Below are 10,894 nucleotides of genomic sequence, written 5' to 3' on the forward strand. Positions count from 1 at the left end.
GTAGCCGTGGACTCGTTCCCCTGGCCATCCGTCACCGTGTAGGTGAAGGTGTCGGTGCCGGAGAAGTTGGCCTCCGGCGTGTAGGTGATCTGGCCGTTCTTCAGCTCCACCGTGCCGTGGCCGCCCTGAGTCACGGCCGAGACCGACAGCGAGGCGCTATCCACGTCCGTGTCGTTTGTGACCAGATCCGCCGCCGCAACCGTCAGCGGGGTGTCCTCGCTCGTCTTGAGCGCGTCATTCACCGCCACCGGCTTGTCGTTGACCGGCGTCACCTTCACAACGGCCTGGCCTTCATCGCTCAGCGTGCCATCGCTCACCGTGTAGGTGATGGTCGCATCGCCGTTGAAGTCCTTGGCCGCCGTGAACACGACCTTGCCGTCCACGATCTCGGCTGTGCCCTGAGCCGCGTCGACCTTCACCGAGGCAATCGTCTTTGAGGGACCGTCCACGTCCGTGTCGTTGGCGAGCACGTCGATCGTGACCGTGCCTTCCTCGGCCACCGTGCCGGTGTCGTCCACCGCCACCGGCTTGTCGTTGACGGCGTCCACCGTGACCGTGACGCTCGCCGTAGCCGTGGACTCGTTCCCCTGGCCATCCGTCACCGTGTAGGTGAAGGTGTCGGTGCCGGAGAAGTTGGCCTCCGGCGTGTAGGTGATCTGGCCGTTCTTCAGCTCCACCGTGCCGTGGCCGCCCTGAGTCACGGCCGAGACCGACAGCGAGGCGCTATCCACGTCCGTGTCGTTTGTGACCAGATCCGCCGCCGCAACCGTCAGCGGGGTGTCCTCGCTCGTCTTGAGCGCGTCATTCACCGCCACCGGCTTGTCGTTGACCGGCGTCACCTTCACAACGGCCTGGCCTTCATCGCTCAGCGTGCCATCGCTCACCGTGTAGGTGATGGTCGCATCGCCGTTGAAGTCCTTGGCCGCCGTGAACACGACCTTGCCGTCCACGATCTCGGCTGTGCCCTGAGCCGCGTCGACCTTCACCGAGGCAATCGTCTTTGAGGGACCGTCCACGTCCGTGTCGTTGGCGAGCACGTCGATCGTGACCGTGCCTTCCTCGGCCACCGTGCCGGTGTCGTCCACCGCCACCGGCTTGTCGTTGACGGCGTCCACCGTGACCGTGACGCTCGCCGTAGCCGTGGACTCGTTCCCCTGGCCATCCGTCACCGTGTAGGTGAAGGTGTCGGTGCCGGAGAAGTTGGCCTCCGGCGTGTAGGTGATCTGGCCGTTCTTCAGCTCCACCGTGCCGTGGCCGCCCTGAGTCACGGCCGAGACCGACAGCGAGGCGCTATCCACGTCCGTGTCGTTTGTGACCAGATCCGCCGCCGCAACCGTCAGCGGGGTGTCCTCGCTCGTCTTGAGCGCGTCATTCACCGCCACCGGCTTGTCGTTGACCGGCGTCACCTTCACAACGGCCTGGCCTTCATCGCTCAGCGTGCCATCGCTCACCGTGTAGGTGATGGTCGCATCGCCGTTGAAGTCCTTGGCCGCCGTGAACACGACCTTGCCGTCCACGATCTCGGCTGTGCCCTGAGCCGCGTCGACCTTCACCGAGGCAATCGTCTTTGAGGGACCGTCCACGTCCGTGTCGTTGGCGAGCACGTCGATCGTGACCGTGCCTTCCTCGGCCACCGTGCCGGTGTCGTCCACCGCCACCGGCTTGTCGTTGACGGCGTCCACCGTGACCGTGACGCTCGCCGTAGCCGTGGACTCGTTCCCCTGGCCATCCGTCACCGTGTAGGTGAAGGTGTCGGTGCCGGAGAAGTTGGCCTCCGGCGTGTAGGTGATCTGGCCGTTCTTCAGCTCCACCGTGCCGTGGCCGCCCTGAGTCACGGCCGAGACCGACAGCGAGGCGCTATCCACGTCCGTGTCGTTTGTGACCAGATCCGCCGCCGCAACCGTCAGCGGGGTGTCCTCGCTCGTCTTGAGCGCGTCATTCACCGCCACCGGCTTGTCGTTGACCGGGGTGATGGTCAGGTCGAAGCTATCAGACACCGAGAGCTTGCCGTCGCTGGCCGTAACCGTCAGCGAGACCTTGCCGTTGAAGTCCTTCGGAGGTGTGCCCGAGAAGGTCTGCGTGGCCGCATCGAACCTGACCCAGATCGGCCCCGAACCCGAGTAGGTCAGGGTTTCGCCGTCCACATCCGAGAAGGTGCCGGCCGGAACCACGAAGCTCCACGCCGTATCCTCAGCCGAGGACTGGTCAGCAACCGCCTTCGCCACCACCGGGGCGTCGTTGACGGGCGTGACATTCACGGTAACGGTGTTGAGATCGTTGGTCGTTCGATCGAGTGCTTTGACCTCGATGACACGGCTGGAGTTAGCTGGCGCGTCGCTTGTATTATTGTAGTACACTTCCCGTAGAAGGCTCTGCCATACAGCTGGATCTTTGTTCGCCCCGTCTAACTTGAGTATACCGCTGTCAAACGAAACATTAACGCCGTTTGCCAGTGCGATACTCAAGCCGCTCTGGCTAAGAAACAACATCTCAGACGTGGCATAACCAACAGGCAAAGAAATGGTTATAAGATCACCGCGATTTTGACCATTGTCTGACGTGAAAACTGCATTTGGCATCAACTGGACTGCAACCTGCTCTGTAAAGACTGCAGTTGAGTTTTCACCGCTCGACGATGTTCCGTTAAGGTCAAGATTTAGCGACATAATTCACCTGTTCTTTGGACACGGCTGCTTGGCCGCGCGGCCAAGCCCGTCGTGAAATCTCACGATTTGTTTGAAGACTCAGCTTGGAAGCCGCGCCCGAGGTGATCGCTAGCCCTCCCTTCTGCATCCGCGGATAGGGCGGGCTTGTCGGTTGCTGCGATCAATGATGGCGTTTTGGACTAATTATTAGGCGAGGTCTATATGATTTTGGATATACCCTTTGCCGCCTACAGACCCTAACTCATCCAAAGTAAGTAATCCCGCAGGATAGTTTTGGGCCGGATCCGGCCCAAAACCTCTTAGTTTTGAAAATTGTCTTTTGTAATCAGCTGCGGCGAGGGCCCAGTCACCTCGTAGAATACCTCCAGAATAGTCATGCCATGATCCTTTTATGGCAGCGAGCACCCGTTTTTGACAGGTCTTCTTGAAAAGCTCCCGAAGCGCTATTTTAGCAGCACCATCATACCTGATGCAGTGCCCACGTCGGCGAATACATACAATTGATAGGCGCCCGGAATGCAGAAGACGACCCTTTCAACAGGCTCGAGACTTTCCGGAACTTAGGTGAACTTCCGTGATAGGGAGATAAGCGGATCTTCGCAGCATGTCTGAATCTCCTGCAGGGCCTCTGCGTTAACGTGGGACAGTCCTGCTAACAGGAGCGTATCAGGTGGCAGCGCGAAATGGTCGTTGGCAGCCAGGCCAGAGCGGCAATCCTAAGGGCCGCCCCTCGATAAAGGGCGAAGTGGAGACGCTCGCGCGATCGTACACAAGTGAGGCGCTCGAGACTCTGGCTGACCTGATGCGGAACGGTGCCTCTGATAACACGCGTATGGCTGCCGCCAACGCTCTGCTCAATCGTGGGTGGGGTTTGCCGCGGCAGGCCATCGACGGCTCTCTCGCCATTGCGCCTGCTCCACAGAAACCGATCGAGCGAATGTCTCTCGCTGAGCTTGAGGCTGAACTCGCAATGCTCGACGAAAAGAGGCGGCTTGCGGATCTGGAGGAAGAGGAGCGGCTGGAACAAGAGCGGCTCACCTTAATCGAGGGTACTGTTAATATAGGTAATGCCTGATAGCCGCATACGGGCTGCCGCTGCTCTGGCGGGCTGCGTCGAGAGATTGACTATTGGTCAGGCTCATAATGCAAACACAGTCGCAAACCCGTTCTCGTGATCTCTGGGAGACGTTCGTGAGTTCGACGGCACCCCAAGTATCCTAGAGCGATGACAGGCCTCAGTGGCCCTTCCAGAAACTCTTTACGGTCATGTCGCTCGCCAGAGGCCAAGGTCTTATCATGAGCTCTGTTGAAGGGTCTCCATAGCAGTGTTTCCTTGTTGCGGGTTCCTCTGGCTTTGCGGGTGGATTACTCGACTAACCATCTTGAACTGCCTTCGGAACATCTTGCGATATCCTTGCCGACGCGAACCCGCCTCAAATCACCGATTTGACCTCCTTTAACGCGCCCGCGACCGCTTCTCGTCAATCTCGGCCCGCGCCAGGCGCTCGGCGTCCTGTCGAGAGTACCCGCCGTCATACTGAAGGATGCCCGCCCGTTCCTCGAAGGCGGCACGCCAGTCCTCTTCATCCCAGCCCGCATACAAATCAGCCGGCGCCGCAGCGCGAAATGCGGTTTTGGGTTTGGAGTCTGCTACGTTTGCGACACTTGCTACGGTTTGCGTGTTAGCGGGATCAACCGTAGCAACCGTAGCAAGTGTAGCAGGGGCAGATCGCAACTCTCCGATATTGAAGCGGCGGTAGACCATGAGAGATCACGCCTCTCTCACCAGCCGCAACCTGCGCGGCCGGGGCGAGACATCCGCCACCCAGCCATGTGCCTTGAGGACCTCAAGAGCCTTTTCGGCTTTGTCCTTCGTGCGGACCAACGCCGGACCTCGCTGGAGGATCTCACGAAAGTCGACCACGTCCTCGCCACGCTCGCGCAACCATTCGAGCAGCTGTTGTGCGACCTTCAGCTGTGGATCAGTGCGAGCGGCATGCTGAAGCCGAACCGCCTCGGCCACATACCAGTCGGTCAGCGTCAAAGCCTCATGCATGGCAGCCAGGCCAATCTCGGTGGCCTGGACATCCTCCACGATCGTCAGCACGCCGGCGATCCGGGCTGCGTGTTCGGCCGACTTTGCGGCGAAGTCCTGGATTGGCCGCAGATCGTTCCCTGGCCCACACTGACGTTCAATGTGGTCATAGAAAGTGCGCCAGGCCGCAGCAGCCTCTTCCGTCATTTGCAGGGTCCTGGGGGCAAGCTCGTTGCGTCGCCCCTCCGCAAGCGGCCACGGGGCCTCAAGGATCGCCAGGATGCGAGCGCCATAGGAACGGATGGCGGCATCGTCCTCTGGCAACGGATCGCGGTAGAACCGTGTGCCGGCGATGCTCTCGGGCGCGGCGACCAGCACGCGTGACAAGAGCCCCTGATCGCGCAGGAGCGGATCGGACAGGAACTGCGCGGCCGCCTCATGCTGCACCATCAGATGCATCGAGAGGCGGCGGCCGACGAGAATGCTGACGCCATCGAGCGAGCGAATGCGCTTGATCGGATGACCGTCCCAGATCTCGGAATAGGCCGCGGCTGTCCGGAGCCGGTTGTCCTGCGACATGCCATGCCCGCCGATGAACTGGCCACCTTCGGCGGTGAAGATGCCCAGTGCAGCCGGTGCCGTCGCCCATGCCTTCACCAAGCCTTCGATCGTCGGCTCAGGCGCCGTCAGGAACGGGTGCAAGGGAGGCTCGGGCGCGGGGCCGAGCGCCGCCAGCGCGGCCTTCCGTGCCTCAAAGTCCATGTTCTTTGGGTTCGCACTCTCTATCTTCCGCTTCTGGGCATTGTAGGCCGCGGAAGCGATCGACCAGACTTGTAACGCGCTCTCATGCTCTTCCTTCAGCGTCATCTCTCGCTTGCGGATTGGCCAGAGTGCTTCGTTATCGGCCGTGGATTTCCGATCACCGGAAGCAGCAATAGTAACGAAGAAGAGCGACAGGGGACGCGTCTGTCCATAGGGCAACATCACATCGGCATGCGCCTGGGCGGCCAGTGAGGCCGCTGCGAGTACCGACTGACCTGCGATCGCCTCCGGCACTTGCACCTTGTGTGCAATGGCTTGGGCCGCGCGGGATAGGACCGGACCGAGCGCTTCGATCGGGAACCGCTCGGCAGGTGGCAGCGGCGGGAAGAGAGGGATCGGGCCATCGTTCGTGGCTGGGCGAGCATCGGCCAGGAGCGTGGCTAAGTCGGCCTCACTGAGACCAGCGGGAAGGTTATCCGCCAAATCCCAACCCTCAGGCAGATCGGTGGGCAGCTTCACCACGTGGACAGAGGAGGCTCCGGCCCGGCGCGTCATGTCGGTAATATCGTCGGCGTAGCGCATGCCCGGATCGTCAGCATCCGGCCAGATCACGATGCGGCGGCGAGCTACGGGACCCCAATCGGACTTCCGCGCGGCTTCCGCTCCACCGGACGATGTGATGACGACGTGATCCTCGAGCCGCTTTGCTGCGGCATCAGCGGTTTTCTCACCTTCCACGACGAGCACCGGCGCATCCGGGCGAGCTGCCAAGCGATCAAGACCGTAGAGGGGGCGCGGCTCGGGGAATCCCTTACACCGCCACTCGCGCCGGCCGTCCGGTCCCTGGCAATACGTGAAGGGCCTCACCTCTTTCTTGGTTTTTTCGGTCGGCGAGCCGTTGGCAGGCTTGTCATAGCGGGCAGTATATCCAAGGAGTTGGCCTTGGGCGTCGTGGTAGCGCCAGCTGGCCGCGAGCGAAAAGCCCTCAGGCGCAAACCGCTTCAGGAAGTCGTTCGAGAGTTGAGGCGCGTCCGCCGGCACGGGCAAGATCGGACGCCATCTCTCTTCGACGTGAGGACGCGTATCTTTGCGAGCCGTGTTGATGCCGATTGGTGCAAAGGGATCGATCATGTCCATCATCGGCGTGTCCCTTCGGAAATGCCGAGCATTTCGGCGATGCCACGCGCCGCTTCGGCTTAGGAAAGGTCGTGGAGATAGGCGGCCAGCGAGATGACATCGCCGCCGGCATCGCCGGTCGCGAAATCGGCCCACAGGCCATTGGCAAGGTTCACGCGGAAGGAACCGGGCCGGCGATCGAGCCGCTTCGGATTGCGCACGACGTACTCGCGGCCTTGGCGGCGGCCACCCGGTGCCCAGCGAGCGAGCAGCAGCGGTAATACCGAGAGGGCAGCACGATTGATCCTCTCAAAATCGAGGCGCTTGCCGTCGACCCTGCGGGATTGATCACGAGGGTTCACACTCATCGTGCGCCTCCGTCCCGCAGCTTCGTGTAGATCGCTCGCAGCCAGTTGGCTTGCCTCTTGGTCGGCTTGGTGTGATGACGGGCTATATCGGCCACAAATTCGCGCTCGCGTGGCCTCAGGCGCCTGTTGTCATTGTCCCGGCACCAGCGGGCTATCTCACGCCAGTCCCACAGTTCCGGCTCGGACCTTGTGGTCTGGCTGTAGAGCACGATCACCTCAGGCTCGGCGCTTAGCGCGTCGGACAGAGCATGAAAGTCGAGACCTGCACTCTTCAGCGGAACCCTCACGGGATGAGCCACCGTTGCCATCGTGAGAGAGACCGCGTCGGAATGATCCACCGGCGTCAGGAAGAGGTGCACACGACCGTTCGCACAAATTTCGATGTCGTAAGCCGGCGTGAAGAGGTCAAACTGGCAAACGGAGACCTTGCGCCACTGAGGACGCGTAATATGTAACTTCATGTTGATTACTCCTAGAACCCCGCCGGAGCCCACTTCGCGCGGGGCTCACTTTTCTGGACTGGGGCATGGTCCGAAGGGAGGGCTCAGGCCGCGCGGGCAGCCAGGGCATCGATCAGATCGCCCACGCGCCAGCCGAGCTTGCGGGCGCCCAGCTTGATGGGAGCGGGAACTTCGTTCGCCCGGTACAGGCGGCGCCAGTGGGGGACGCTCACGCCCCAGAAGGTCGCAGCCTCAGTTGAATCCAGGATGCGGTGACGCGCGAGGTCCGGCGGCAGGTTGTTGAGGGCTGTATTCAGGACACGGTCGCGAGCGATGTCCGCCGTCAGGATTTCAGGTTTACTCATCATCTTCACTCCGTCGCCGCAGGATCAGGAGCGATCAATGCGGCGCACGGGTGAAACTGACGGATCAGGATGCGCTTGGGAAAAGGGTAGAGTCTAATATTTCTACTCGCGGTTCACCCTTAAGGGTGCAACTTACCGGGCCGCTATGCGGGTTACCCTTATGCCTGTGATACTATCTCATGCTATCTCACCAGACCTCTGAACCTTGAGTTTGCGCTTTGGCTCCTTGCAAAGGGAACGCAGGCCTTCGTCGGTGTATGGCTCTCCTCTTGTTGAGACTAATCCAAGAGCCTCGACTGCGCTGCGTAAGAAGCGCAGGCCAGGGCCCCCACGCTTACCCGTTTTCGGGTCGGTCGAGATCACCAGCTTTCGGCCAAAATAGTGATGGTAGAGAGCAGGTAAGACCTTTCCAATGACAAAGCGATTCCACTCGGCCTGGGAACTGCTCGAGGTTGATGCCGCCTCAGTGTGCTTGTTGTAGCGATCTATGCTGTCGAGCAACCTTTTCGTCTCGCTTGGGAAGCGCTCGATTTCGTGCTGCAATTGCTCGAGTTGCTCTTTTTGTTCCGCGTATGCTTCGCCAAGGGCTAATAGCGATTGAGCGTAATCGCCGGGCGTCCCGTGTTCATCGGGTTGCAAGAAACGAGGCTGAAACCTAAACCTACCTTCTTCAACAGCCAGGAAGTATGCACCCTTCCTCACCGCTCTGGAGAGGGGAGCCTCCGGATCGGAGAGTGCCTTCAGCTTTCGATTAAACTCTCGAACGAGTTTTCTGACTTCGGCAACCGCCTCCTGCTCAGCCTTCAACTCTTCGTTGTCATTCCGCGAGGCATTCTGCACGGAAAGCAATAATTTGATCCCTGCCAAGTGCTGAGCGATCTCAGTTGGCGGCACCTTCAGCTCCAAGCCAGTGACTTCAAGAATGGCATTCACATCATCGGCTGGCAGAGGTGGGCAGGAGACGGTGGAGAATATCTTTGACGCCCAATATACTAAGGCCACTTGATTCAGTTCATCGTCCGTCATCGTGATTACCGTCGGATGGGTTGCGTGAAAGAAGCTCGCTCACGTGCGCGGCCCAAAGATTGAGTGCCTCGCGTTTTTCCTTGGCGTAAGTTGCTCGGTTGTAGATGCCAGCCACACCGCTCTTGTGGCCGGAGACGTGATTCAGGATTGCTTCGATGACGTGAGGGAGCGTGCCTAAGTCAGCCATGCGGGTCGCGACGGTCCGCCGGATGTCGTGGAGCCGCCACGGGCGGACCTTCGCTCCAGTCTTCACAATCCGCCTGTCGAGGGCAGCCTTTGCCTTGCTCCAACCCTGAAATCCGCCTTCACCCGATCCAAACAGCAGGTCGCGCCCTTCACGTTTCGGAGCGGCACTGACGATCTCAAGTGCAGTGGCACTCAGCGGCACATCGTGTGGGAACCCGTTCTTCGTGCGCTCCTTCGGGATCGACCAGCGCGCCGCCTTCGGATCGGCAAGGTCGAGTTCCCCGACTGTCATGGCGGCGACCTCTTCTCGGCGCTGCGCCGTCAGGATCAGGAGACGGACGATGCGCCCGTAATCGTCATGCTGACAGGCCTGCCAGATGGCTTTGAGCTCTGAGTCCGTAATGACGTGATCCCGCTGCACCTCCTCAGTGGCCTTGTTGGTGCCGATCGTGGGGTTCGCATCGACGAGACCCTCGCCCATGGCCCAGGAGAACATTGCCGAGAGCGAGGCACGGGCTCGGTTCGCGGCAAACCGGCCGTTCTCCGTGGCAATTTCCCCAAGTCGGGCGGCGACGTTCGCCCGCTGGACACGATGAATCGGAAGCTCCCTCAGGGGCGCCCAATGGCGGGTCAGGTGCCGCTCGACCTCTTCGTAGCTGCGGGGCTTCAGATTGGGTTTGGCCCGCTCCTCGAGGTAACGCTTGGCGACAGCTCCGAGTGTAACGGCTGCCCGGGCTCTGCCCTCTGCCTTTTCCGTTTGGGGATCGCCTCCAAGCTGGACCTTCGCGAGGACAGCCTTAGCAGCCTGCCGCGCTCTGTCTGGGTCCAATGCTTCGGGGGTGCCGATGGTCACTCGCCGCTGCTTCGAGCCGACGCGATATTGGGCAATCCAGGCCCGCTTCCCGCCGGCACGGAGCCGAAGGCCAAAGCCTGGAAGGTCGTCGTCGAAGACAATGAGATCGGACTTGCCAGATGGAAGCGAGAGCTTCGCCAAAGTTTGCTTCGTGAGCTTCAATCAACCCTCCTGGGAAGCACATGGGAAGCAACTTCCCGGTCTCGGGTGATCACTTCCGACTACTTATAACTGAGGGTATGGTCGATCCTCTAGAGAAGTGCAAGCACTCGTGATGCTTCCCAGTCACCTATGATCACATAGAACCTCGGAATTGTGGATCTGGGGGTCCCCCGTTCGAGCCGGGGCGGCTGTACCATTTAAAATCAATGACTTAAGCCTCGCAGGTTCGAACCTTGCTCTCGAGAGAAGCCTCTCGGGGTAACAGCTAGGGTAACAACGCGTTCTGTTTCCACAGTTCATTGTTCTGAACTCAAGTCAGCCCAAGGATGCCTGAGCCTGCTTGCAGGGGTTCAGATGAAACAAGTTGGCGACAGCTGCTGTCCAGTCACTAGACAATCTTCCTCAGGAATCTGACGCAGTTAATGCACTAATACCAAGTCCCGCTGATCAGAACCGGTGCGCCCACTCCCGCAGGCCGAGGGACATGATCGTCCAGGGTCGATCCGTGAGCTTGTTCCACGCTGCACAACAGTGATCGAGGATGTCCTTGTAGGACGTGAACACCCGGTTGGAGATCCAGTTCTCCCTCATGTACTGCCACACGTTCTCGACCGGGTTCAGCTCGGGCGCTTTGGCCGGGAGTGGCACCAGGGTGATGTTGGCTGGCACCTTCAGCTTCCTCGAGACGTGCCAGCCCGCCTGATCCAGCAGCAGCACCGCATGCGCCCCCGGCGCGACGGCTTGCGAGATCTCGGTCAGATGCAACGTCATCGCCTCGGTCGTGCAACGGGGAAGTACCAAGCCGGCTCCCTTGCCCTGAGCCGGGCAGATCGCCCCGAAGATGTAAGCCGAGGCGGTGCGCAGATCGCGCGGTGCTGAGGGGCGCGTGCCGCGCCTGGCCCAGCGTCGGGTGAT

10 protein-coding genes are annotated in these 10,894 nt (G+C 60.7%); 1 reads left to right on the plus strand and 9 read right to left on the minus strand.

Annotated elements, in window-relative coordinates; all coding sequences use genetic code 11:
• Positions 1-2,357, minus strand: a 2,357-nt coding sequence (locus tag DRB19_RS04215; RefSeq protein ID WP_114184796.1) for a cadherin-like domain-containing protein, incomplete at its 3' end; no start/stop codon positions are given.
• A gap of 979 nt (positions 2,358-3,336) precedes the next feature.
• Between DRB19_RS04215 and DRB19_RS31815 the strand changes: the two genes are divergently transcribed.
• Entirely contained in the window at positions 3,337-3,741 is a 405-nt protein-coding gene (locus tag DRB19_RS31815) for a DUF5681 domain-containing protein (protein WP_246690528.1), read from the plus strand.
• A gap of 381 nt (positions 3,742-4,122) precedes the next feature.
• Here DRB19_RS31815 and DRB19_RS04225 read toward each other — a convergent pair whose 3' ends face one another.
• The 8 genes from DRB19_RS04225 to DRB19_RS04260 all read right to left on the minus strand — a co-directional run.
• Entirely contained in the window at positions 4,123-4,431 is a 309-nt protein-coding gene (locus tag DRB19_RS04225) for a hypothetical protein (RefSeq protein ID WP_114184797.1), read from the minus strand.
• Between the two features lie 6 nt (positions 4,432-4,437).
• Positions 4,438-6,603 (minus strand): DUF3987 domain-containing protein, encoded by a 2,166-nt coding sequence (locus DRB19_RS04230; protein WP_114184798.1) that lies wholly within the window; start codon positions 6,601-6,603, stop codon positions 4,438-4,440.
• Positions 6,604-6,659: 56 nt separating this feature from the next.
• Positions 6,660-6,947 (minus strand): hypothetical protein, encoded by a 288-nt coding sequence (locus DRB19_RS04235; protein WP_114184799.1) that lies wholly within the window; start codon positions 6,945-6,947, stop codon positions 6,660-6,662.
• Entirely contained in the window at positions 6,944-7,408 is a 465-nt protein-coding gene (locus tag DRB19_RS04240; RefSeq protein ID WP_114184800.1) for a hypothetical protein, read from the minus strand. Before DRB19_RS04240 ends, DRB19_RS04235 begins: the two co-directional genes overlap by 4 nt.
• Before the next feature lie 83 nt (positions 7,409-7,491).
• Positions 7,492-7,755: a helix-turn-helix transcriptional regulator gene (locus tag DRB19_RS04245; protein WP_114184801.1), complete on the minus strand. Its 264-nt coding sequence runs from the start codon at positions 7,753-7,755 to the stop codon at positions 7,492-7,494.
• Between the two features lie 174 nt (positions 7,756-7,929).
• Positions 7,930-8,778, minus strand: a complete 849-nt coding sequence (locus tag DRB19_RS04250) for a hypothetical protein (protein ID WP_114184802.1) — start codon at positions 8,776-8,778, stop codon at positions 7,930-7,932.
• Entirely contained in the window at positions 8,765-9,979 is a 1,215-nt protein-coding gene (locus tag DRB19_RS04255; protein WP_114184803.1) for a tyrosine-type recombinase/integrase, read from the minus strand. Before DRB19_RS04255 ends, DRB19_RS04250 begins: the two co-directional genes overlap by 14 nt.
• A 447-nt stretch (positions 9,980-10,426) precedes the next feature.
• Positions 10,427-10,894 (minus strand): IS630 family transposase (locus DRB19_RS04260; RefSeq protein WP_114184804.1); only part of this gene is annotated, 468 nt, incomplete at its 5' end.

The sequence above is a fragment of the Microvirga aerophila genome (assembly GCF_003332305.1).
Classification (GTDB): domain Bacteria; phylum Pseudomonadota; class Alphaproteobacteria; order Rhizobiales; family Beijerinckiaceae; genus Microvirga; species Microvirga aerophila.